The 22,092-nt window shown below is 72.8% G+C and carries 18 protein-coding genes and 1 pseudogene; 7 read left to right on the top strand and 12 right to left on the bottom strand.

Going from position 1 to position 22,092, the window contains the following annotated elements:
- Nucleotides 1-2 precede the first annotated feature (2 nt).
- Genes ACFP2T_RS04555 through ACFP2T_RS04565 form a run of 3 tightly spaced genes read left to right on the top strand, consistent with a single transcriptional unit; the run spans nt 3 to nt 2,356 of the window.
- Nucleotides 3-548: a hypothetical protein gene (locus ACFP2T_RS04555; RefSeq protein WP_377417532.1), complete on the top strand. Its 546-nt coding sequence runs from the start codon at nt 3-5 to the stop codon at nt 546-548.
- A 25-nt stretch (nt 549-573) separates the two neighbouring features.
- A complete protein-coding gene (locus ACFP2T_RS04560) occupies nt 574-1,710 on the top strand; it encodes a peptidoglycan DD-metalloendopeptidase family protein (protein WP_377417534.1) in 1,137 nt (378 codons plus the stop codon).
- Nucleotides 1,700-2,356, top strand: coding sequence for a hypothetical protein (locus ACFP2T_RS04565; RefSeq protein ID WP_377417536.1), 657 nt, complete (start codon nt 1,700-1,702; stop codon nt 2,354-2,356). Before ACFP2T_RS04560 ends, ACFP2T_RS04565 begins: the two co-directional genes overlap by 11 nt.
- Nucleotides 2,357-2,387: 31 nt before the next feature.
- Here the strand turns inward: ACFP2T_RS04565 and ACFP2T_RS04570 are convergent, their stop codons facing one another.
- Entirely contained in the window at nt 2,388-2,948 is a 561-nt protein-coding gene (locus ACFP2T_RS04570; protein ID WP_377417914.1) for a hypothetical protein, read from the bottom strand.
- 348 nt (nt 2,949-3,296) lie between these two features.
- Between ACFP2T_RS04570 and ACFP2T_RS04575 the strand changes: the two genes are divergently transcribed.
- Nucleotides 3,297-6,026 carry an FtsK/SpoIIIE domain-containing protein gene (locus ACFP2T_RS04575; RefSeq protein WP_377417538.1) on the top strand — a complete coding sequence of 910 codons (2,730 nt, stop codon included), beginning with the start codon at nt 3,297-3,299 and terminating at the stop codon, nt 6,024-6,026.
- Complete coding sequence (locus ACFP2T_RS04580; RefSeq protein ID WP_377417540.1) at nt 6,023-6,451, top strand: hypothetical protein; 429 nt, start codon at nt 6,023-6,025, stop codon at nt 6,449-6,451. The genes ACFP2T_RS04575 and ACFP2T_RS04580 overlap by 4 nt, the downstream gene beginning before the upstream one ends.
- A gap of 5 nt (nt 6,452-6,456) precedes the next feature.
- On the opposite strand, the gene folE is transcribed toward ACFP2T_RS04580, so the two are convergent.
- The 4 genes from folE to ACFP2T_RS04600 all read right to left on the bottom strand — a co-directional run bounded on the left by folE (nt 6,457) and on the right by ACFP2T_RS04600 (nt 10,468).
- Nucleotides 6,457-7,125 (bottom strand): GTP cyclohydrolase I FolE, encoded by a 669-nt coding sequence (gene folE / locus ACFP2T_RS04585; RefSeq protein WP_377417916.1) that lies wholly within the window; start codon nt 7,123-7,125, stop codon nt 6,457-6,459.
- Nucleotides 7,126-7,169: 44 nt separating this feature from the next.
- Nucleotides 7,170-9,194: an ATP-dependent zinc metalloprotease FtsH gene (ftsH, locus tag ACFP2T_RS04590; protein ID WP_377417542.1), complete on the bottom strand. Its 2,025-nt coding sequence runs from the start codon at nt 9,192-9,194 to the stop codon at nt 7,170-7,172.
- Between the two features lie 465 nt (nt 9,195-9,659).
- Nucleotides 9,660-10,235, bottom strand: coding sequence for a hypoxanthine phosphoribosyltransferase (gene hpt / locus ACFP2T_RS04595; protein ID WP_192766514.1), 576 nt, complete (start codon nt 10,233-10,235; stop codon nt 9,660-9,662).
- Nucleotides 10,236-10,336: 101 nt separating this feature from the next.
- A complete protein-coding gene (locus ACFP2T_RS04600) occupies nt 10,337-10,468 on the bottom strand; it encodes a hypothetical protein (protein WP_377417544.1) in 132 nt (43 codons plus the stop codon).
- 193 nt (nt 10,469-10,661) lie between these two features.
- Between ACFP2T_RS04600 and ACFP2T_RS04605 the strand changes: the two genes are divergently transcribed.
- Entirely contained in the window at nt 10,662-11,654 is a 993-nt protein-coding gene (locus ACFP2T_RS04605; protein WP_377417546.1) for a GlxA family transcriptional regulator, read from the top strand.
- A gap of 84 nt (nt 11,655-11,738) precedes the next feature.
- Here ACFP2T_RS04605 and ACFP2T_RS04610 read toward each other — a convergent pair whose 3' ends face one another.
- The 6 genes and pseudogenes from ACFP2T_RS04610 to dacB all read right to left on the bottom strand — a co-directional run bounded on the left by ACFP2T_RS04610 (nt 11,739) and on the right by dacB (nt 18,944).
- Nucleotides 11,739-12,890: a hypothetical protein gene (locus ACFP2T_RS04610; protein WP_377417548.1), complete on the bottom strand. Its 1,152-nt coding sequence runs from the start codon at nt 12,888-12,890 to the stop codon at nt 11,739-11,741.
- Nucleotides 12,880-13,413, bottom strand: a complete 534-nt coding sequence (locus tag ACFP2T_RS04615; RefSeq protein WP_377417918.1) for an RNA polymerase sigma factor — start codon at nt 13,411-13,413, stop codon at nt 12,880-12,882. The genes ACFP2T_RS04610 and ACFP2T_RS04615 overlap by 11 nt, the downstream gene beginning before the upstream one ends.
- A gap of 143 nt (nt 13,414-13,556) precedes the next feature.
- Nucleotides 13,557-15,203 carry a gamma-glutamyltransferase family protein gene (locus ACFP2T_RS04620; protein WP_377417550.1) on the bottom strand — a complete coding sequence of 549 codons (1,647 nt, stop codon included), beginning with the start codon at nt 15,201-15,203 and terminating at the stop codon, nt 13,557-13,559.
- A gap of 138 nt (nt 15,204-15,341) precedes the next feature.
- A pseudogene (gene tilS, locus ACFP2T_RS04625) lies at nt 15,342-16,316 on the bottom strand (tRNA lysidine(34) synthetase TilS); the annotation flags it as partial.
- Nucleotides 16,317-16,328: 12 nt separating this feature from the next.
- The gene (locus ACFP2T_RS04630) at nt 16,329-17,399 is read right to left on the bottom strand and encodes a zinc-dependent metalloprotease (RefSeq protein ID WP_377417552.1); all 1,071 of its coding nucleotides are present in this window, start codon (nt 17,397-17,399) and stop codon (nt 16,329-16,331) included.
- Nucleotides 17,400-17,507: 108 nt separating this feature from the next.
- On the bottom strand, nt 17,508-18,944 hold the full coding sequence (gene dacB / locus ACFP2T_RS04635) for a D-alanyl-D-alanine carboxypeptidase/D-alanyl-D-alanine endopeptidase (protein WP_377417920.1): 1,437 nt from the start codon (nt 18,942-18,944) through the stop codon (nt 17,508-17,510).
- A gap of 891 nt (nt 18,945-19,835) precedes the next feature.
- On the opposite strand from dacB, the gene ACFP2T_RS04640 reads away from it, so the two are divergent.
- Entirely contained in the window at nt 19,836-20,342 is a 507-nt protein-coding gene (locus tag ACFP2T_RS04640; protein ID WP_192766509.1) for an inorganic diphosphatase, read from the top strand.
- A gap of 112 nt (nt 20,343-20,454) precedes the next feature.
- On the opposite strand, the gene eccD is transcribed toward ACFP2T_RS04640, so the two are convergent.
- Entirely contained in the window at nt 20,455-21,882 is a 1,428-nt protein-coding gene (eccD, locus tag ACFP2T_RS04645; RefSeq protein ID WP_377417554.1) for a type VII secretion integral membrane protein EccD, read from the bottom strand.
- Nucleotides 21,883-22,092 lie beyond the last annotated feature (210 nt).

Here is a 22,092-nt window from a genome sequence, read left to right on the forward strand (position 1 = left end):
GGATGCGGCGGGCGATCGAGTTCCTCTTCACCCGGGTACTGCGGTCCCGGCTCGGCCTGGCGCTCGGGCTCGCCGTCGTCATCATCGGCATCGTCGGTGCGGCCCGGCTGGTCGCCGGGCCCGGCAGCGACCGGAGCGGCCTGCTCGGCGGGCCGGTCAGTCCGATCAGCACCACCGACCCGGCGGCCGGTGACGACGGGCTGACGGTGACGGAGGAACCGACGCCGTGGACCAGTCCGGGGGCTCCGGCCCCGGTGGCGGTGGCCCGGTCGTTCGCCACGGCCTGGCTCGACCACCGCGACGTGACGGCGGAGCAGTGGCACGAGGGGCTCCGCCCGCTGGCCACGCCCGAACTGGCCGAGAAGCTCAGCGGCGTCGACCCGCTCGGTGTGCCGGCGGACCGGATCACCGGCGAGCCGGTGGTGGTACCCCGCAACGACAGCCTCGTCGAGGTGGTCGTACCGGTGGACTCCGGCGAACTCCGGCTCGGGCTGGTCGCGCCCGAGGGCCGGTGGCAGGTCGACACGGTGGACTGGCAGCGGCGCTGAGGCGGGCGCGGAAGGTGGGGGCGGGATGACTGACCACGGTCCGACGACCCGGCGGCCGGTCCGCCGGGTCGCGTTGGCGGTGGCGCTCACCGCCACCCTCGCCCTGCTCTGCTGTACCGGGGGGACCGGTGCGTTCCTGGTGACCATGTTCGCCAACGAGGAGGAGAACCTGGCGGCGGCCACCCTCGGCTGCGGCTCGGACGACCCGATCAAAATCGACGGCGACCTGCCGCTGGTCGGGCCGTACAAGGCCGCGCAGATGCGCAACGCCGCGGTCATCATCAAGGTCGGCAAGGAGATGGGCATCCCGCCCCGGGGCTGGGTGATCGCCGTCGCCACCGCGATGCAGGAGTCCGGCCTGGCCAACCTGCCACACCTGGGATCGGAGAACGACCACGACTCGGTCGGGCTCTTCCAGCAGCGGCCCAGCCAGGGCTGGGGTACCCCGACCCAGTTGCGGAATCCGGAGTACGCCGCCCGGAAGTTCTACGAGAAGCTGAAGAAGGTACGGAACTGGCAGCGGCGGCCACTCTCCGCCGCCGCCCAGGCGGTGCAGGTCAGCGCCTTCCCGGACGCGTACGCCAAACACGAACCGATCGCGACGGAGATCGTGAACGCGTTGACCGGCGGTGCGGCCCGGTCCGTCGGCACCGACCTCGGGCTCGACTGTGCCGACGGCGCCGAGATCGCCGCGTCCGGCTGGACGGCGCCGATCCCGGGCGGGGTGGGCTCCGGCTTCCGTACCGCCCAGCGGCCGTCGCACAACGGCGTCGACATCGGAGCCGCGAAGTACACCACCCAGATCCGTGCGGCGGCGGACGGCCGGGTACTGGTGTCCCGCTGTGATCCGGACCGGCGGGGCCGGTTGAGCTGTGACGTCGACGGCTATCCGGGCAAGGGCGGCTGCGGCTGGTTCGTCGACATTCTGCACGCGGGCAACGTGATCACCCGGTACTGCCATATGGTCAGCAGACCGATGGTGGCGAAGAACGACATGGTGGAGGTCGGGCAGGTGATCGGCAGGGTCGGTTCGAGCGGCAACTCCTCCGGGCCGCACCTGCACTTCGAGGTGCACCTGCGCGGGGACCGGAGCAAGCACGGCGCGATTAACCCGGTGCCGTTCATGCGGGACCGGGGCGCTCCGCTGACGGATGGCGGATGAACCGGCGGAGCGACCCGTGAGCCACGATCCACTTCCTGATCCCTTCGCCGGGCAGCCCGACTGGGCTCCGGTGCCGCCCCGACCGATCGTCCTCGTCCCCGCCGCGAGCCGGGTCGACCTGCGGGGGCGGCGGGTGCTCGTCGGCCTGCCCGGTCTCGGCTGGCGGGCCGACCTGCGGGCGGACGAGCGGGTGGTACAGGGCAGCCGTACCTACGTGCCGGTGCTGGCCGAACACGAGTGGTACCGGGCCGAAGCCGAACAGATCGAGGTCTTCGCGCCGCTGGTGCCGGCGGACCGGGTCTGGGTGGAGACGCTCGGCGAGACGTCGCCGTGGGAGGGCGGCGGGTCGCCCATTCCCCGTCCCGCCCGGTCCGACGTGATCTCCCGGCTGGTCTCGCTGGACGCCCCCACGCACCGGTCCCCGGTGCCGGTGGTCGAGGCGGACGCGGTCGCCGGCCGCCGGGTGGTGCAGGTCGCCGACGCGGTGGAGCGACGCGACCTGCGGGCCGTCACCGAGGTCTACACCAGCGCGGACGGGGACATCTGCGTACGGGTCACCGCCGAACTGGACTGGTACCGCTGGGCGTGGAGCGGTCGACCGCCGACCACGCTGGAGGTGCCGGTCCACCTGCTCTGGATCGAGTGACCGCACCGACCCGGCGCAGGGGACGGACGGTTCAGCTCGCCGGCGCGGCCTCGCAGACCCGCCAGTCGTCGTCCCGCTCGGTGACGAACCGCCACCGTTGGTGCTCGCTCTGGCTCAGGTTGTCGACCCGGTACGAGATCACGAGTTCCACGAAGACCTCGGCCCGGGACTCCTGGGCCCGTACGCCCAGCGGGCCCCACTTCACCACGAAGGTGACCTGGAACTGCTTCTCCCGGGCCGACAGGTCGGTCCGCAGCCCGGCCAGCTCGGCCAGTCCCGCCGAGGAGTCGGCGCACTCGAACTGCTCGGCCAGTACGTCGTTGCGGTCGACCAGGAAGGCGCGCAGGTAGTTGTCGACGACCACGTCCGGGGAGCTGCGGTCGGGTGCGGTGAAGCGGTCGTAGGCGACGTACGCGATGGCGGCGCCGGCCAGGCAGAGCAGCGCCAGAGCACCGCCGACCACGGCCAGCACGACGGGCAGCCGCCTGCGGCGGGGCGCCGGTGGAGGTGCGACCGGCGGGGCGTCGGCCTGTCCGGGCGGGGTCCGTTGCGTCGGTACGCGGGACACCTGGGAATCGGCCGGGGGGTGCACTGATTCCACACCCCGAGGCTATCGGCTGGCGCTCCCGTACCCAATGGCCGCGAATTCCAGCTTGGTAACCAAACAGGAGCAACCCGTAATTTCTGTCATCCCGCCCCGACCTCCGCCGTCACACGTTCGCCCTGGCCACCGGGGTTGGGCCGAGCGGGTCGCCGGCACCGACCGCCAGTTGTGCCACAAGTTCCTGTCCGACCATCGCCGCAGGTCCGCAAAGATGCCGGTCGGCTGGGATACCGTCTGGAGTCCAGGACGAGGCGACGCGCCCGCGGTGCTCCGTAGCAGGACAGGGAGCCGGGCGCGGGGCGCCGGCCAGGGCCGACAGGCGGAGGAGTTGGTGCGGTGGAGACCTGGAGGGGACCGACCAGCCCGGCCGCCACGCTCCGCTGGCGGGCCGCCGCCGGTACGGCCGCCGCGCTGCACCGCCGGGCCGCCGCGACCACCGCCGCCGCGGCCGCCGTGCTGGACGCGATCCGGCCGGCCCCCGCCGACCAGCGGGAACAGCACGACCTCGCCGAGCGGCTGCGGGCCGCCGCGAGCCTGCTCGCCCCGGGCTGGCTGGGTGCGCCGCTGGACGCCCAGTCCGAGGACGCCCCGCTGGGTGGGCCGGGCGTGCCGGCGTTCGTCCGGATCGGCATCGCCCAGCCGCTCGACGACGCGCGCTTCCCCGCCGTGGTACCGCTGCTCGGCACCGGGCACCTCACCGTCGACGCGGACAGCCGCGATCCACGGGTGGCCGGACTGCTCCGGTCCGTGCTCCTCCGGCTGCTGGCGGCCGCCCCGGCCGGCTCGCTGCTGGTACGCGGGGTCGACTCGGCCACCGCCGGCCAGCTCTTCGCACCCTTCGCGCCGCTCGCCGACGCCGGCCTGATGCCGCCGCCGGTCACCGACCGCACCGGGCTGCGGGCCGTGCTGGCCGAGGCGGAGCAGTGGGTACGGCCGACCCGTCCGGCCACCGCCCGGTACAACCGGCACGACCGCACCCTGCTGGTGGTGGTCGGCTCGCTGCCGGAGTTGACCGAACCGGCCGACCTGGCCCGGATCGGCGCACTGGCCCGGGAGGGCCCCGAGGCGGGTCTGCACCTGCTCGTCGCGGGCTGGCCGCCTCCGCCGCTGACCGCCGAGACCAGCCAGGCACCGCTGTCCCGGAGCACGATGATCGCGCTACGCAACCCGTACGCGCTGGTCGGCGACCCGCCCGGGGCCTCGTTCGGCAGCCCGGGGCCGCACCTGCCCGGCACCGGTCTGAACGCTCCGGTGTTCCTCGACGAGTCCCCGCCGACCCCGCTGCTGGACCGGGTCTGCCGGGACCTCGCCGCGCGGTTCCACGCCGACTACCGCCGCACCCTCGACGACCTGTTGCCCGATCCGTCGGACGGGCTCTGGACCGAGAGCGCGGCGAAGGGCCTGGGCACCACGGTCGGACACGCCGGGGAGCGGCCGGTTCCGCTCGGCTTCGACGAGCGCACCCCGCACTGGCTGGTCGGCGGTCGGGCCGGCGCCGGCAAGAGCGCCTTCCTGGTCAACGTCCTCTACGGTCTCTGCGCCCGGTACCACCCCGACGAGTTGGCCCTCTACCTGGTCGACTTCGCCGACGGCACCGCGTTCACCGAGTTCGTTCCGGAGCGGGCGGACGGGTTCCTGCCCGAGGACGGCGCCGACTCGGGCCGATCGTGGTTGCCGCACGTACGGGCGGTCGGCGTACAGGCCGATCGGGAGTACGGCCTCGCACTGCTCCGCGAACTCGACGCGGAACTGGATCGTCGGGCCACCGAACCGGAGCAGCGGAGGATCCTCTGCGTGCTGGACGAGTTTCCGACGCTGCTCGCCGAGGACGACGCGTTGACCGCCGAGGCGCTCAGCCGGCTGGAGTCGGTGGCCCGGCGGGGGCGCTCGGCGGGCGTACACCTGATCCTGACCAGCCGGCCGACGCCGGCCCTGGCCGCGCTGCGCGCCCGGCGGGACTCCTTCCTCGCGCAGTTCCCGGTCCGGGTGGCGCTGCCCGGCGGCGCGGACGTGCTGGAGCCGGCGAACGACGCCGCGGCCGGCCTGCCCCTGGGTACGGCGGTGGTCAACACGGCCGGTGGGCTCGGCGGGCCACGCGGCGCGACCCGGGGACACGAACGGATGGTCCGGTTTCCCGACCCGCACACCGACACCGACGCCCTCGCCATGCTGCGGCACCGGCTCTGGGCGGACCGGCCCGCCGGATCGACCGGCCCGGCCGTCTTCACCGGCTACCTGGCGCCGCCCCGGCCCGACGCTCCGGAGCCGGCCGCCGAACCCGCCGGACCGGTTGTCGCACTGGTCGGCCAGGTGGTCGAGGTACCGCTGCGCCCGGCGGCGGTCCCGCTCGACCCGTCGCCGGGCCGACATCTCGCGGTCCTCGGGCCGGGACCGGCCGCCGAGGACATGCTGGACGGCCTGGCCCGGAGCCTGGCCGCACAACACGCCCCCGGCGACGTCCGGTTCGTGGTCGCGTCGCTGGTCCCCGAGGCGGACCCGACGGCGACGGCGTTGTGTGCCGAGCTTGCCCGGCGGCACCCCGTCGACCGGGTCGACGCCGCCGGCCTGGCCGGTGCGCTGGACCTCACCGGGCCCGGCTATCTGGTGGTCTTCGGGATGGACGGGACAGCTCCCGGCGCCGTTCCGGCGGAGCGGCTGCGGGCGCTGCTCCGGGACGGGCCGGGCCGGGGCGTACACCTGATCTCCTGGTGGCGCGGGGTGCGGCGGTTCGCCGACCAACTCGCGGCCGTGGCCGAGCCGGAGCCGACCACGGACGGCGTCCCGGAGCCCGACGGCACGGGCCCCGACCACACGGGCCCTGGCGGCACCGGCCCGGACGGCACGGAGTCGGGAAGCGCGGAACGTCACACCGGGGCACCGGGGAACGCGGCGACGATCGATCACCTGCTCTTCCTCGACGTACCCGAACCGGAGGTGGCCAGGTTGCTGGGTCGGGCCGTACGGTGGCGACCCCGTTCCGGCCGGGCCCTGCTCTACGACCGCCGCACCGACCGGACCAGCCTGGTCGTCCCGTACGCCACGCCGACGGGGGTGAGCACGCGGTGAGTGAGGACGCCTGGCAGGACTACCTGGCCGCCGCCCAGCGGCTGGACGCGGTACGCCGGACCGCCGCCACGGCCGCCGGTGAACAGGCGCAGGGCGTGCGCACCGCCCGGGAGGAGCTGACCGGAATACGGGCCCGGCTGGTGCCTCAGCAGTCCCGGCTGCGGGCGCTGGGCGTACCCGAGGGGGACCTGCGGCCGTCCGAGCCGGAGGTGGCGGCGGCCGGGCGGGCGATGGCCGCCGGCCCCGAGGCGGTGCTGGCGGCGCTGCGGGAGGCCCGGGCGACCGCCGACGCGGCGGACTCGGCCACCGAGCTGCCGGGCGCCGGTCCACTGGCCCGGCCCCGGGTGCTGCTCTACGGTGCGTTAGCGCTGGGGGCGCTGCTCCTGCTGGTCGTGCTCTGCGTCGGCGGGATCTACCTGGCCTGACGCGGTCAGCCGTGGATGATCAGGGACATCGCCTCGGCGCGGGACTTGGCGTCCTGCTTCAGCAGGCCACGGACCGCCGAGGTGATGGTCTTGGCACCGGACTTCTGGATGCCGCGCATCGCCATGCACATGTGCTCGCACTCCAGCACGACCAGCACGCCGCGCGGTTCGAGCCTGGTCATCAGCAGGTCGGCGATCTGCGAGGTGAGTCGTTCCTGCACCTGCGGCCGGCGGGCGTAGACCTCGACCAGCCGGGCCAGCTTGGACAGCCCGGTGATCCGGCCGCTCTCCCCCGGGATGTAGCCGACGTGCGCCACGCCCCGGAACGGCAGCAGGTGGTGCTCACAGAGGCTGATCACGTCGATGTCGCGGACCAGCACCAGCTCGTCGTGGTTGGCCTCGAAGCTCGTACTGAGCACCTGGGCCGGGTCCACCCGCAGCCCGGCGAAGAGTTCGGCGTACGCCCGGGCGACCCGGGCCGGCGTCTGCCGGAGCCCGTCGCGGTCCGGATCCTCGCCGACGGCGATCAGGATCTCCCGTACCGCCTTCTCGATCCGGGCCAGGTCGACGGCCGCCTCGATCGGACCTCCGCCGAGCTTGCCGTTGACCAGCCGGGCGGCGAGGTAGTCCAGCTCGTCGTCGTCGCTGTCCGGTTCGGTGGCGGACACGGCCAGGCCGCCGGCAGAATCGCCGGCGGCCTGGTCGGTGCTGCTCCCGTTCAGTGGGGGCCGTCCGAATTCGGCGCGGTGTTGTTGCTGTTGCCTCCGATGGCCGCCCGGAGGCCGTCGGCCTCGGCCTGCGCCTTGAGCTTCTCCTTCTCGCCCGGGGTGAGCACCGGGGGCTCGGTGGACGGCTGCCGCTTGCCGAACCCGTTGTACGGGGCCATCGGCGGCCGCTTGACCACCCGGGCACAGATCCGGGCCATGTCGGCCGTGGAGAGGGTCTCCTTCTCGATCAGCTCCAGTACGAGGTTGTCGAGGACGTCCCGGTATTCCACCAGGATCTCCCAGGCCTCGTCGTGAGCCAGTTCGATCAGCGACCGCACCTCGGCGTCGATCTCGGCTGCCACCGCGTCGGAGTAGTCCCGCTCGTGGCCCATGCTGCGGCCCAGGAACGGCTCGTCGCCGCTGGTGCCGTACTTGATCGCACCGAGCTTGGAGCTCATGCCGTACTGGGTGATCATCGCTCGGGCCAGCGCGCTGGCCTTCACGATGTCGTCTGCGGCACCGGTGGTCGGCTCGTGGAACACCAGTTCCTCGGACGCCCGACCGCCCAGCGCGTACGCCAGCGTGTCGATCATCTCGGCCCGGGTCTGGGTGTACTTGTCCTCGGTCGGCAGTACCAGCGTGTGTCCGAGGGAGCGGCTGCGGGAGAGGATCGTGACCTTGTGCACCGGGGCGGAGTGCGGCAGCGCCCAGGCGACCAGGGCGTGCCCGCCCTCGTGGTAGGCGGTGATCTTCTTTTCCTTGTCGCTCATCACCCGGGTCCGGCGCTGCGGGCCGGCGACCACCCGGTCGATCGACTCCTCCAGCGCGTCGTTGGAGATCGCCCGCTTGTCACCACGGGCGGTCAGCAACGCCGACTCGTTGATCACGTTGGCGAGGTCCGCACCGGTGAACCCCGGGGTACGCCGGGCCACCGCGTCGAGGTCGACGTCCGGTGAGAACGGCTTGCCCTTCGCGTGCACCCGCAGGATCGCCTTGCGGCCCTCCATGTCCGGGGTGTCCACCGCGATCTGCCGGTCGAACCGACCCGGACGCAGCAGCGCCGGGTCCAGGATGTCCGGCCGGTTGGTCGCGGCGATCAGGATCACGCCGCCCTTGGTGTCGAAGCCGTCCATCTCGACGAGGAGCTGGTTGAGCGTCTGCTCCCGCTCGTCGTGCCCGCCGCCCATGCCGGCGCCACGGTGCCGACCGACGGCGTCGATCTCGTCGACGAAGACGATCGCCGGGGCGTTCGCCTTGGCCTGCTCGAACAGGTCGCGCACCCGGCTCGCGCCGACACCGACGAACATCTCGACGAAGTCGGAGCCGGAGATGGAGTAGAACGGCACGCCGGCCTCGCCGGCCACGGCCCGGGCCAGCAGCGTCTTACCCGTACCGGGCGGACCGAAGAGCAGCACGCCCTTGGGGATCTTGGCGCCGAGGGCCTGGTACTTCGCCGGGTTCTGCAGGAAATCCTTGATCTCGTGCAGTTCCTCGACGGCCTCTTCCGAGCCCGCGACGTCGGAGAAGGTGGTCTTCGGGGTGTCCTTGGTGATCATCTTCGCCTTGGACTTGCCGAAGTTCAGGACCCGGGAGCCGCCACCCTGCATCTGCGACATGAAGAGCAGTAGCAGGATCACCAGGATGGCGATCGGCAGCAGGTTGACCAGCAGCGACACGAAGATGTTGTCGCCGGAGACCTCGGTGTCGGTCGGACCGGTGATCCGGCCCGCCGCCTTGGCCGCGGCGACCTGGTTCCAGACCTCGTCGCCGACCTCGTACGGGAACTGGGCCTGGATCTTGTCCGTGTCCGTGTCGCCGAACTTGGCCGAGTCCTTCAGGTCGAGCTGGAGCGTCTGCTCCTTGTCCTGGAAGATGGCCTTCTGAATGCCGCCCTTGTTGAGCTGGTCGAGGACCACGTTGGTCTCGACCTTGTGATAGCTCGGGCCGCCACTGAAGAATGAGCTGAGCGCAATCGCACCGATGATCACCAGGATGATCCAGACCACCGGGCGGCGGAAGAAACGCGTACGTTCCATGCTGTATCGAGCGCCGTAACGCCCGGACCCTCCTGATCGACGTCCTGATCGTCTGGTTGCCTTCTGTCGTCGCCGAAGCGACGGCCGAAGCCGTCTATGTGCTAGCCGGCTCGACACCGGGCGCTAAGTACCGCGCCGCGGTCATTCGACGGTACACCGTGAACGCGAGGAGCAAGCCTGCGAGCCCTGGGGTAACGGGTTCACTCCCGCTCGTGTGCCGGGTGACGGCAGACCAACTCCGGCCATCCGCCCTGGATGGTCGACCCTTTCGGGTCAAACAGGGCAGGAGGCCCGGCGCGGGATGCTTGCGTGCCACCACCGCATACCGTAACCGTGAATCCTGGGAGCGCGCTGTACGTCGACTCGATATTTCCCCGCCGACGATCAGGACGGGCGGGGCGCAGCGGACGGCTCGGCGGGTGCCGGACCGCTCCGACCGGCAGCTATCGGGACGGACGCCCCGGATCAGGACCGGGCGTAGACCTCGGGCTTCAGCACGCCGACGTAGGGGACCTCGCGGTAGCGCTCGCCGAAGTCCAGGCCGTAGCCGACGACGAATTCGCTCGGAATGTCGAAACCCACGTACTTGACCGGCACCGAGACCTTGATCGCGTCCGGCTTGCGGAACAGCGCGACCACCTCGACGCTGGCCGCCGCCCGGGACTCCAGGTATCGGAGCAGCCAGGAGAGGGTGAGCCCGGAGTCGACGATGTCCTCGACCACCACCACGTGCCGGCCGGCGATGTCCCGGTCGAGGTCCTTGCGGATCCGTACCACCCCGGACGAGGTGCTGCCCTGCCCGTACGAGGAGAGGGCCATGAACTCGAGTTCGGCCGGCGGCCCGTGCCGGCCGAGCGCGCGGGCGAAGTCGGCCATGAACATGACCGCTCCCTTGAGCACGCACACCAGCAGGAGTCCGTCCGCGACGGGGGCGTAGTCCGCGGCCACCTGTTTGGCCAGTTCCGCGATCTTTTCCCGAATCTGCTCCTCCGAGATGATCACGTGGTCGATGTCGGCGTCGTACCAGGAGCCCTGAGCCATGGGCCTAGCCTGCCGTACGCCAGTTCGGGCCCGTCGCCGGGGCGGCACCTTCACGCGGTGTCCACCCCGGCTGGCCAGGCACGCACTTCTCGGCGCCGTCGTCAGGAACGCGGCGAGGATCGCCAGCCACCGTTGCTGGGCCGCCAGTCGGCCGAGTCACGGCTGTCGGAGGTGAACCCGAGCAGGGAGGCGAGGAGCAGGACGAGGAAGAAGAGGGTGAGGAAGAGTTCCATGGCGGCGTGACCTCCCGGTCAAAATTCCGATCGGGCCGGGACGGATTTCCCGGTCTTGATCAGGTGTTCTGGGATTTCGCCGCCGGTGCGCACCGGCTGATGGGTCAATTCTCGGCCGGGCGGGCCGAACCGGACAGTGGCAGCTTTGCCATGCATCATCGATTTCCTGCCACTGTTCGGGTAGCCTCGGGACATGCTCCGCAACGTGGCAGTGATCGCCCTGGACCCGGTGGCCACCTTCGAACTGGGGGTGCTCTGCGAGGTCTTCGGCACCGACCGGACCGAGGACGGGTTCCCGGGCTACCGGTTCCACCTCTGCACCGCCGACGGGCAGCCGATCCGGACCCGATCCGGCTTCGGGCTGACCCCACACGCCGACCTGACCCCGGTGGAAGACGCCGACCTGGTCGCCGTGCCGGCGGCACACACCATCGGCGCGTCGATCCCGGACGTCGTACTGGACGCGCTGCGCCGGGCCGACGAACGCGGGGCGTACGTGCTGAGCGTCTGCTCGGGCGCCTTCGTGCTGGGCGCGGCCGGTCTGCTCGACGGGCGCGCGTGCACCACCCACTGGCGGTACGCCGACGACCTGGCCCGGATGTACCCGAAGGCGGACGTGCGGTGCGACGCCCTCTACGTGCAGGACGGCAACCTGCTCACCGGCGCCGGCACCGCCGCCGGAATCGACGCCTGCCTGCACCTGGTACGCCAGGAGCACGGCTCGGCGCTCGCCACCAAGCTGGCCCGGCGGATGGTCGTCCCACCGCACCGCGACGGCGGGCAGTCGCAGTACATCGAGGCACCCATCCCGCGTACCCCGGACGCACCGACCCTCGAACCGGTGCTGAGCTGGTTGATGAACCACCTCGACCGGCAGCTGACCGTCGACGACCTGGCCGGACGGGCACACATGGCACCCCGGACCTTCGCCCGCCGGTTCCGGGCCGAGACCGGCACCACACCGCACGACTGGATCACCAACCAGCGCGTCCTGCTGGCCCGGCGCCTGCTGGAGGAGACCGAGCTGGGCATCGAGGCGGTGGCCACCCGGGCCGGATTCGGGGACGGCGCCACCCTCCGGCACCACTTCGGCCGGCGCGTCGGCGCCACCCCGCACGCCTACCGGTCGACCTTCCGGGGCCGGGTTCCGGCAACCTCGGGCGACTGGGCACCGGCGGCGAACTAGCCCTCGATCCATCGGGCGGCGCCGAGCGGGCCCAGGGTGGCCGGCCTCGGCCGGCCACCCTGGCGGAATCGGCACCCGTTGCGCTCAGAACCGCATCGCGACCCGCGCCCGGTTGTTCTCGCGCGCCTTCTCGCCGTACCCGAAGTCCGGATACGCCCGCACCATCACCGGGCCCGGCTGTGGCGCCTCGGTGCGCGGCGTGAACTCGAACCGCAGGGTCTCGCTCGCACCCACGTCGACCAGCCGATCGACGCAGGTCACCCGCGAGTCTTTCCCGCTGGCGTCGACGACGCAGCCGGGGGCTTGCTCCAGTTGGAACCTTCCCCGCAGATCCAGGAAGACCGTGTACGGCACCTTCGCCGGACCGAGGTTGCGGACCGTCACCTCCATCGAGCCACGGCGCAGACCGTCGACCGGCGCACCGAAGACCAGGTCGGTGGCGTCCACCGTCAGGTCGGCGGCCGCCCGGTCAACCGGGGACGCCGCCCGGGCGAACCGGGATCCGTTCCAGGCGAAGGTCCGCCATTCCTGCCGGGCGCCGGGCGGCGGCTCGGCAGCGCAGTGCGTCGGGTGGTCGACCACCAGGACCGCCACGGTCCCGCCGACGCCCGCCGCGACGTCGCAGATCGCCTCGACCTCGCCCGTCTGTGCCGCGACCTGCCCGACGGTGCGGATCCCATCCTGGCCGTACCGGTCGAAGGCAACCACCTGGAAGGTGCTCGCCTGGTTTCCGCAGGACAACCGGTTCACCATCTCCGGCGTGCCGTCACCGTCGATGTCGATCTCGACGCCCCGGTGGAGTTGGAGCCGGAGCGGACCCTGGGCGGTGTGCTCGCCTCCGACGAAGGCCAGCGAGCCGGACGGGCAGCCCGGCACGATCGCGTCGGGCGCCCAGGCCGGTACGTCGAGGGTCGCGTTGGCGGGGTCCACCGGGTCGCCCGCCGACGTGGCCGGGCGGACCCAGTGCCCGCCGGACGCCGACGGCCGAGCAGCCGGGTCGACGTCGACGGCCAGCGGCGCGCGACCAGGCTCGGTGCCGACCGCCGCGTACGCCGCCACGGGTCCCACCACGAGCAGCACCGCGAGCGCGCTCGTGGTGATCGCGCGAACCCGCGTTCGTCCGCGTACCGTCGCGTGCGCGGCGGCCACCCCGGCGGGCCGGACCAGAGGCGTCGCGGAGTTGCGGAACCTGGCGAAGGCACTGGTCAAACGCTCGTCGTCGGAATCAACCCTCATTGCGCTCCTCCTCCGTCAGTCGAGCCGCGAGCGCCGCGCGCCCCCGGTGCAGCCAGGACCGGACGGTGCTCTCGTTGACACCGTCCTGCCGGGCGATCTCGTTGACCGGCAGGTCCGCGAGGTAGTACAGGATCACCGCACGACGCTGCCGGGGCGGCAGGGTCTCCAGGGCCGCGGCCAGCGCGACCCGGTCCGGGCTGGGCGGCTCGACGTGCCGCTCCTCCCGCTGCCGCCGGAGGAACTGGGTCGCGGTCCTCGCCCGGCGCCAGCGGCTGGTGGCGAGGTTCCAGGCGACCCTGCGGACCCAGGCGGCCGGATCGTCGAGGGTGGCGACGCGTCTCCAGCGTGCGAGCGCCCGGCAGAACGCCTCCTGGACCACGTCCTGGGCGGCAGCCATGTCACCGGTGTACGCGAACAGTTGGATCGTCACCGAATGGAAGTGCGCGGCGTAGAACTCCTCGAAGTCGAGGCTGTGCGGCGGGCCGGTGTCGGTGGCCGCGACGAGGTCGCCCTCGTGGCGCAAGATGATCACGCTGCCCTTCCTCCTCTGGCGCGACCGGTCCGTCCCGGCCGTTCGGCGACAACACGTGCCGGCCGCTGATCACGTTGCAGACGCGATCCGGGATTTCGGGGTGCGGGGAGTTCGGGCGGGTCGGGAGACCCTGCTCAGTACCCGATGGCGCACCCGTCGGCGCGCGGTTCCGAGCCGGCCACGTAGCCGCCGTCGGGCAGCCGCCAGATCGCCTGGCCGTACCCGAAGGCGGACGGCTCGGCCTCGACGGTGATCTCGTGCCCCCGGGACCGCAGCCGCCGGACGGCGTCGCGGCCGGACTCGTCGGCCAGCAGCGCCGGTTCGACCAGCACCGACCGGTCGGCGTGCCAGTACCAGCGCGGGTGGTCCAGCGCCGCCTGCGGGCCGAGGCCGGCGTCCACGGTCGACGAGATGACCTGCACGTGCCCCTGCGGCTGCATGTGCCCACCCATCACCCCGAACGGGCCCACCGGCTCACCGTCGCGGGTCAGGAAGCCCGGGATGATGGTGTGGAACGGGCGCTTCCCGGGTGCCACCACGTTGGGGTGGGCCGGGTCGAGACTGAACCCGGCGGCCCGGTTCTGTAGTCCGAAGCCGAGACCCGACGGCACGACGTACGAGCCGAAGCCGAGGTAGTTGGACTGGATCAGGCTCACCATCATCCCGCTGGCGTCGGTGGCGCACAGGTAGACGGTGCCGCCCTTCGCCGGGTCGCCCGGTGCCGGCGTACCGGCGGAGGAGGTGACCAGGGACCGGCGGGCGGCGGCGTACTCCGGCGTCAGCAGTTCCGCCGTCGGCACCGTGACCCGGTCCGGATCGGCCACGTACGCGTGCGCGTCGGCGAAGCCGAGCTTCGTCGCCTCGATCTGCCAGTGCAGCCGCTCGTCCGGGGACATCGCGGCCAGGTCCACCCCGTCCAGGATGTTCAGCGCGAGCAGCGCGGCCACGCCCTGGCCGTTCGGCGGCAGCTCCCACACCTCGTGGCCCCGGTAGGCCGCCCGGATCGGATCCACCCAGCTCGACTCGTGCTTGGCGAGGTCGGCGCCGGAGAGCAGCCCGCCGGTCCGGGCGGCGTACCCGGCCAGCAGCTCGGCGATCTCCCCGGTGTAGAACGCCGCCGAGCCGCTGGCCGCGATCCGGCGCAACGTGCCGGCGGCGTCCGGATTGCGCCAGCGTTCCCCGGCCCGGGGTGCCCGTCCACCGTCGACGGTGAACACCCGGCCCCATTCGGCGTACTCCTGGCCGACCAGTTCGGCGTGCTGGCGTACCGCACGGTCCCAGCTCGCCGCGACGTTGGGCGACACCGGGAAGCCGTGCTCGGCGTAGCCGATCGCGTCGGTGAAGAGGTCGGCGAAGGGCAACGCGCCGAACCGGTCGTGCAGGTCCCGCCAGCCCGCCGGTGCGCCGGGCACGGTCACCGAGAGCCAGCCCCGGGCCGGCATCGCCGCCCCGGTGGCCTGCGCCCCGCCGTGCGCCCCGGTCGGCTCCGCGCCCCGGCCACCGGTCGCGGCGAGTACCGCGTCCCGGGTCAGCGCGGCCGGCGACCGGCCGGAACCGTTCAGCCCGTGCAGCCGCTGCCCGTCCCAGACGATGGCGAACAGGTCACCGCCGATGTCGTTGGAGCCGGGCTGGACCACGGTGAGCGCGATCGCGGTGGCGAGGGCGGCGTCCACCGCGTTGCCGCCCCGACGCAGCACCGCCAGCCCGGCGGCGGCGGCGAGCGGCTGACTGGTGGCGACGGCGCCGTTCGGCGCGAAGACCGGCTGTCGAGGGTAGGCCATGGGTCATGTCTACTCCCCGAACGGCCTGTCGCTCCACTCCCCGTCCACGCCGTCGGCCTGCTCCACGAGCGGCCCGTCGTTCTGCTCCGCGACCACCCCGTCGGCCTGCTCGGCGACCACCTCGTCGGCCTGCTCCGCGACCAGCTCCGCGCCGCGTCGGCTCGCCCGGATCCCGCCGGGCAGATGCACCGGACCCTGTCCCCGCCATCCGGTGACCAGGGCGTCGAGCGCCGCGACGTGCCGATGCGACAACGCGGCCGGCGACGCGCCCAACTCCCGGGACCACAGGTGCAACACCCGGGTACGCACCGCGTCCGGCATCGCCGCGAGCACCGGTACCCCCAGCCCACCCGGCCCGGTCCGCGCCTCGGCGTAGCCGGCCCGGGCGAGTTCGTCCAGCGCGGCGGTGTCGGCGGCGGCGAGCCGGGCGGTCCGGGCCAGGTTGTCCAGCACCCCCGGACCGAGCGTCCGGACCAGCACCGGCAGCACCTCGGCCCGGACCCGGGCGCGGGCATACCGGTCGTCGGTGTTGTGCGGGTCCTCCCACGGAGTCAGCCCCAGCATCGCGCACGCCTTGCGGGTCTGCTCGCGGGAAACGTCCAGCAGCGGGCGGGACAGGACCACGCCGGCCAGTTCCCGGTTCACCGGCATACCGGCCAGCCCTCGCGGCCCGGCCCCTCTGGCGAGCGCCAGCAGCACCGTCTCGGCCTGGTCGTCCCGGGTGTGCCCGAGCAGCACCGTGGACGCGTCGTACCGGTGGGCCGCGGCGACCAGGGCCTGGTAGCGGGCCTCCCGGGCCGCCGCCTCCGGCCCACCCGGCCGCCCGGCGACCTGGACGGCCACCGCCTCGGCCGGCACGAACCCGAGCCCTCGCGCCCACGCCGCCACCTCGGCGGCCCGGCGTGCCGAACCGGCCTGTAGGCCGTGGTCGACGCTGACCAGGCCGGCGGCCACGCCGAGCCGGGGCGCCACGAACGCGGTGGCGGCGGCCAGCGCGAGCGAGTCGGCGCCGCCGGAGCAGGCGACCAGGACCGGACGACCCCGGGGTACGTCGGTCAGCGCCCGCCGGACGGCGACCCGGACGGCCGCGACCGGCGGAGGCAGGGCAGCCACGACGCCTCCGGGTCAGCCGGTGGCGGCGACCGGTCCGACCGGACCGTGCACCCGGGCGACCCAGGCGTCGGGGTCGGAGAGTTCCTCCAGCCGGGGCAGGGTGAGCGGAGAGCTGAAGATCCGGTTGAAGCCGTCCATCCCGACCCGGTCCACCACCCCGTGCACGAACTTCCGCCCCTCGGCGTACTGGCGCATCTTCACGTCCACGCCGAGCAGCTTGCGGATCGCCTTCTCCAGGGGGTTGCCCGACTCCCGGCGCCGGTTGAACCGGGCCCGGATCGTCTCCACGCTCGGAATGACCTCCGGCCCGACACCGTCCATCACGAATTCCGCGTGCCCCTCCAGCAGGGTCATCAGCGCCGTCAACCGGTCCAGTACGGCCCGCTGGCCGGGCGTCTGCACGATGTCGAGCACGCTGGCCCGGCTGTCCGGGTTACGGACCGAGTCGGAGAGCATCCCGACCCCCCGGCGCAGCCGGTCCAGGAAGTTGTCGCCACCGGCCTGCGAGGCGTCGACGAACGCCTGCACCTCGCCGAGGAAGTGTCCACGCATCCACGGCACGGCGGTGAACTGGGTCCGGTGGGTCACCTCGTGCAGGCAGACCCAGAGCCGGAAGTCCCGGGGATCGGCCTGCAACTTCCGCTCGACCTCGACGATGTTGGGCGCGACCAGCAGCAGTTGGCCCGGGTCGGCGGAGAAGACCTCGTACTGGCCGAGCACCCGGCCGGAGAGGTACGCGAGCACCGTACCGGCCTGTACGCCGGTCAGCCGGGACCCGATCGTGTCGGTGATCACCCCCGGCGGTTTGTCCCCGGACAGCCGGTTGATCAGCGGAGTGATCACCTCACGCAGCCCGGCGATGTTGGTGGCGGCCCAGTCCCGGCGGTCCACCACCCGCACCGGCGGATGGGCGACCTGTGGCCGCAGCCCGGTGTACGCCAGCACGTGCCCAGCGGCCTCGTCCGTCAGCCGCCGTAGCTCGGCGACCACCTCGGTGGCCTCGTCGTAGGAGACCCGAGGTCCCGATTTTCCCAACGCCCCGGCGGTGGCGGCGGCCAGATCCCAGTCCACGAACTGCGCCATGCATCCCACCGTACCCGGACCACAACACCCCTGACGTGGTGTAAGGAAGGGCCCCTTCTTATCGCTTTTTGTATAAGAAGGGGCCCTTCCTAACACTCTCGGAGCAGCTCAGCGGCAGCCGCACTGTGCCAGGGCGGTCACGATCCGGTCCAGTTCGGGCTGCGCCTGGTCCTGGCCACCCGGAACCTTGTTGGCGAGCACCGCGAACGCGAGCAGCCGGCCGTCGAGCGTCGTCACCACGCCGGAGATCGCGTGCACCCCGCTCAGGGTGCCGGTCTTGGCCCGTACGACTCCCGCTCCGGCCTTCGTCGGGCGGTCGCCGGAGCGCTCGAACCGGTCGTCGAGCGTGCCCGACCAGGCCGCCACCGGCAGTCCGGGGAACAGGCCCGCGAGTTCCGGTCGGGTCCCCTTGGCGGCCAGCGCGAGCACGTCCGTCAGCAGCCCGGGGGTGACCCGGTTGGAGCGGGACAGGCCGCTTCCGTCGGCGAGCGAACTCTCCGACGCCGGCAGGCCGAGTTCGGCGACCATCTCGTCCATTGCGGCCGCGGCCCCCTCGAACGAGGCCGGCTTGTTCCGGGCCAGCGCGACCTGCCGGGCCAACGCCTCGGCCACCACGTTGTCGCTCTCCCGGAGCATGAACTCGACCAGCCGGATCATCGGCGGCGAGTGGATCTTGCCCAGTTCGGTGCCGGGGGCGATCGTCGCGGGGCTGGCGCTGGCGGCGGCGGCCGGTGAGGCCCCGGAGGACGCCGGCGCCTTGCCCTCCACCACCGCCGACGTCGGCAGGTCCAGCAGCTTGGCGAAGGACCGGCCGGCGGCCTGGCCGGGCTTGTCCGACCGTTCCGGCCCACGGGACTTGTCCGTCGGATCGATCCGGGCGCCGTTGGTCATCAACGCGGTGATGACCGCCCCGAAGCCGCCGACGTGGGCGTCCGCATCCCAGCCGGGACCGACGATCGGGCCGGGGAAGAGGCTGCCGTCGACGATCACCTTCGTCGGGGCGATGCCACCGAGCGCCTTCTTCACCTGGGCGGCGAGCCGGTCGAGCCGCCCCGCGCCCGGGTACCAGGCGGTGGCGTCCACCGCCAGCGTCGGATCGCCGGACCCGATGATCACCACCTCACCCGGATTCGGCCCGGCGACCACCCGGGTGGGGATCCGGTACGCAGGCCCGCGGGCCGCCAGGACGGTCGCGGCGGTGACCAGTTTCGTCGTCGATGCCGGCACCGTCGGAGTGTCCTGGCCGTTCTCGTAGAGCGCCTCACCGGTGACGGCGTCGACCACGGAGATGTTCACCTCGTCGCCCAGCACCGACGAGGTGAGCAACGGGGTGAGCACGGCCCGTACCCCCTCGGGGGTGGGTGCCGGGGCGCTGGTCCCGGCGGCCGTCAGCACGGGCGGGGGCGGCGGCTCGCTCGGATCGGCCTCGGCTGCGGGCGTGGCCGGGCCGCCACCCAACCAGCCGTCCACCGGACCGGGACGGACCACGACCACTCCGGCCAACGCCAGACCCAACACGAGTACGGCCGCGAGCGTGAGGACCAGGCGGCCCCGCCGACGTGGCCGCCCCGCCGGTACGCCTTCCGGCGGTACGCCGTCGGACGGTGGTCCGCCCGCTCGTGGCCCTTCCGGTGGCTGGCCGCCCCGCGAGGGCTCGCCGCCCGGCGCCGCACTGGTCGGCTGGCCCGGCCACTGCGGCGCTCTGGCCTGACCGGAGAAGGCCGGCGGGCCCTGCGCGGGTGTCCCGGGCAGGTTCGGTGGCCCGGACTGCGCCGGTCCGGCCAAGCCCTGCGGCTGATCCGACGCGGCCCGCCCCGGCCACTCGGGCGGCGGCACCGACGACCATCCGGAACGGTCCGGCGCGACCGGCGGCGGCTGACCGACCCGGCCCGAAGCACCCGTCGACGGCACGGACGGCAGCTGACCCGAGCGGCCCGGCGACAGGGGCAGGGTCTGACCGGCCCAGCTCGGAGCGCCGGACGGCGGAGGGGCGGGCTGACTGGAACGCTCCGGCGACACCGGCAGCGTCTGACCGGCCCAATCCGGGGCACCGGACGGCGGAGGGGCCGCCTGACCGGGCCGCTGCGGCGGGCCCGACGGAGTCGCCGAGGGCGGGATGGGCAGCGTCGTGGGCAGCGGCACGACGGCCCGGCCCCGGGCCGGCGGCGAGCCGGCAGCGGGCTGCGGTCCTCCGGCGCCGGGCACCACGACGCGCCCGCGCGGACGGTCCGACGGGCTGTCACCCGTCAGGTCCGAGTGTGAATCTTCACTCCCCACCGGCCCCTCCTCCCCGTCGAATTCTGCCTAGGCGACACTACTTTGGTCCGAACACCGCACGGCGGCCGGCGCGAACCAGGTGAATCGCCAGATCACCCGCGCCGGTATGCGACGTTGTGGTTCCGTTGGCCAGCGCCGGCAAACGAGGGAGCGTGCGAGATGGATTTCGACGTCACGGTTGAGATCCCGAAGGGTCACCGCAACAAGTACGAGGTGGACCACGCGACCGGCCGGATCCGGCTGGACCGCACGCTCTTCACGTCGACCCAGTACCCGGCGGACTACGGTTTCATCGAAGGCACACTGGGCGAGGACGGCGACCCCCTCGACGCTCTGGTACTGGTACCCGAACCCACGTTCCCAGGTTGCCTCATCCGGTGCCGGACGATCGGCATGTTCCGGATGACGGACGAGAAGGGTGGCGACGACAAGGTCCTCTGCGTGCCGTACGAGGACCCGCGTCAGGAGCACCTCCGGGACATCCACCACCTCGGCGAGTTCGATCGCCTGGAGATCCAGCACTTCTTCGAGGTCTACAAGGACCTGGAACCGGGCAAATCGGTCGAAGGCGCTACCTGGGTCGGTCGGACCGAGGCCGAGGCCGAGATCCGGGCCTCCTTCCGGCGCCAGCAGGAAGCCGTCGAACGGGGCGAGTCGGCGCACTGACGCCGGAAACCACCGTCAAAGCCGACAGCCCTTGACCGGCGGAAGTCCGTAGGACTCCATCGGTCAAGGGTTGTCGTGCGGCATCCGCCCCGAACACCGGGGCCGCCGGGATTCAGCCGATCAGGCTGCGCGCCTGGGCGTACAGGCCCAGCACCGCGCACGCCACCGGGACCACCGCCACCACCATCAGGGTGTCGATGATGTCGGCGGTCCGGCCGAGGTATGGCCCCGGCTCGCGCTTCGAGTAGGTCGCGCCGGCACCGATGGTCACCAGCGCGAGCCCCAGCCCGCCGGCCGCGAGCAGGAGCAGGCCGGTCTCCTGGACCCGCAGCAGCAGGGCGATCCCGAGCACCACGAACGAGACGACCCCGGCGACCACCAGCGGAACCCGTTGCCGAACCGTGACGAAGAGCCGGGACCGGAGCAGCAGCGCGGCCGCCGAGACCGCCACCATCAGCCGGCCGGAGAACCCGCCCGAGACCACCAGCAGCAGCGCCGCCGCGACGGCCAGCACCGCGTGCCCGATCAGCATCCCGGTGAGCATCTCCTCGGTCCGGGCGACCGCCGCGAAGACGCGTCCCCGGTCCGGCCGCTCCCGTACGCCGCCCTGGGTGGAACTGGCCGCGCTGAAGCCCTCCGCCGCCTCCGCCCCGGTGGGCAGGGTGATCGGCGGCATCGGCAGTTTGCCGAACCTGATCGCCAGCAGCGGCAGCATTCCGATCGCACAGACCAGCACGGCCATCAGGATCGCGGCGGCCCCTGCGGCCGACAGTACGAACCCGGCGAGCGCGGTCAGCGCGCCGAGCAGCCCGATGGAGACACCGGCGGCGAAGACCCGCAGCCCGGAAGCCACCCCGACCAGGCCCAGCACGGCGATCAGGAGCAGCGCCACCGAGCCGGCCAGTGCCTCGGGTGCGCCGAGCCAGCCGACCGGACCGAGCACTCCGACCCGGTCGCCGGAGGCCACCAGCAGGGCACCGCCGAAGAAGGCGAACGGCATCGCGTACCCGCCCAGTGCGGCGCCCGCCGTCGCGTCCCCGTACGCCCGGGAGGCCACCACGGCACCCACCGCCAGCAGTACGGCGGTGCCGAGCGCGACGAAGGCGCCGAGGGACCAGACCGTGCCACCGGCGACCACCGCGAGCAGCCCGACGGTGAGCAGCCCGCCCGCGGCGCTCAGCGTCCCGATCCGGGTGTTCCGCCCGGACCACGCGCTGCCACGTCGACGGGCGCCGTCGGCGATCGCCTCCACGACGTCGTCGTACTCCAGTTCCGGCCACTGCGCCCGGGCCGGCACGAGATGCAGCACGTCGCCGTCACGTACGCCCTGCGGCAGCAGGGCCTTGCCGGCCGCCAACGGTTCACCGTCGGTCCGGCGCAGCAGCCACCCGCCGTGCTTCTCGCCGTCGTCCGCCAGTCCTTCGCCGGCGTGCCGCAGCACCTCTGGTAAAAGTTCGGCCAGCGGCAGGTGTTCGGGCAGCGCGACGTCCACCCGTCGTTGCGGCGCGCTGATCGTGACGCGGGCAAGCCCGGTACTCATCGACAGTCCTCCATCGAGGGGGCAACCCATGGCTGCGCGGACGACCGCACTTTACCTAGGATGGGGCAAGCTCGTCCGACCGAGCACGAGGACATTTGCGACGCGGCCGCGTCGGATGGCCCGCCGGCACCGGATAACTGCTCCATTGCCGCGGCCTTAGGGGAGGTCTCACATGGACACGGGTAACCAGTGCCGGTGCGGTGTCAACCG

Origin of the sequence: Plantactinospora solaniradicis, assembly GCF_042658085.1 — a bacterium.
Taxonomy (GTDB): domain Bacteria; phylum Actinomycetota; class Actinomycetes; order Mycobacteriales; family Micromonosporaceae; genus Plantactinospora; species Plantactinospora solaniradicis.